Here is a 1460-nt window from a genome sequence, read left to right as displayed (position 1 = left end):
GCATCATGCGACGCACCAGCGCTTCTTTTCTTTCTGCTGAGTAGGCTTTCATTCACCCTGATTTTACCGCCCCCGGACCATGTCTATAAGATTCAGATAACACGACAAGTAGTCTGACGCCGGGGGAACGGAAGGGAAGTAAGGTTCACTTCATTGAATCGAACGTCACTTATGTGTAGCTTTTCTGGCAAGTCATTTGATTGCGCACCCCGAGAGCCCGCCATGTATCTAACATCTGTATCGAGGTCCAAGAGCATAGCGGCTTTCCGCGAAGGCTCATCGTCGCTCGCGTCATCTCGCCAAAAGATATATCGGAAATTCGACCAGAGCTTCAGTAGCGTAGTGAGACTCGCCAAGCCGTGAATCGTTGAGACGTTGTGAAGATAGTGAATCCACTCGTGGAAGATGAATGCCTTCTCGGAGGCGGTCAACAAAGCGTCCGGTTGCTTTTCGTCCAACGCGGCTTCGAGGTATGCGGGAAGTATCATCACTTGCATATCCGGACGATATTTTGCACCAGATTCGGACATTCTTACTTCCCTCAATGGATTGACAACGCTGCGAAACGATGACTTTATGAATCGAATTTGTGCCGATGATTTCACCGAATTCTTCGGTTGAGAATTCGACACGGTCCCAACTCTTTTGTATGTTCTCCCGGGCCCTGCTTCCTTGGCTCTGAACGTGTCATGACACCCAAAGATACTAGGCGACGTACTCCTCTACCAAAGCCGAGATGCTATCGAAGAACGGATATAAAATGCATTGAAGATGCACCGGTTGTTCGTCTAGCCAGTATTTGGGTTCAGTTAAGATGGGCAGGTGAGAAGAGCCGTGTCTGCGGCGCCCCCTGACGCTTGCGATAATCTTCGAAAACGCACCAAATGTGCAGCGGCCGATACGTACAGCTTCCGTAAGTCGGTCTATTTGGTCAACACTCAGCACAAGCGGCACCTCCTCATCGTCCGCAGCATCGAAGAGAAACTCTGCGTTTCCAAGCATTAGGTCACCATAGGTGACGACGACCCGATAGATGCGAGCGTGCGTGTACTCGGCATCTGCGCGGACATGCTGAGCTACATTCTCGATTTGACTCGCAGCCTTCACTACTGTGGCTTTGAACTTCGACTGGTAGGTTTTGGCAGAACCGGTTGCAGTCAATGCATGTGTCAAGGCTTTGTTCTTTGCCTCTACTAGCACAACGTAGTCGTCGCCGAGGACAGCGAAGTCGTTGCATGGCCCTTTGACATTGAACCGTTCAACGATTTCCTGTTCGCTCAATACTTGAGTACAGCACAGACGAAGGGAATCGCCCACATAGGCCTCGAAGGCGTCGGCGCGCGTCAAGCAAGTTGTCGCCTCACTCATGCAGCCAGAGGCTGTTTATTTGCGCTGATCGACGCCATCTCGACGACTGAGTCGCGTTCGGGGTTAAGCGTCACGGCACCAACCGGTGTCCA

Annotated in this window: 1 protein-coding gene; it reads right to left on the bottom strand. The window is 51.5% G+C overall.

The features are described 5' to 3' along the window. Window positions 1-705: 705 nt before the first annotated feature. On the bottom strand, window positions 706-1347 hold the full coding sequence (locus F6X37_RS35700) for a hypothetical protein (RefSeq protein WP_187614662.1): 642 nt from the start codon (window positions 1345-1347) through the stop codon (window positions 706-708). Window positions 1348-1460 lie beyond the last annotated feature (113 nt).

It is taken from the genome of Paraburkholderia sp. 31.1, from assembly GCF_014397645.1.
Classification (GTDB): Bacteria; Pseudomonadota; Gammaproteobacteria; order Burkholderiales; family Burkholderiaceae; genus Paraburkholderia; species Paraburkholderia tuberum.
Note: the sequence above shows the minus strand (reverse complement) of the source record. Positions and strands in the feature narration are given on the sequence as shown.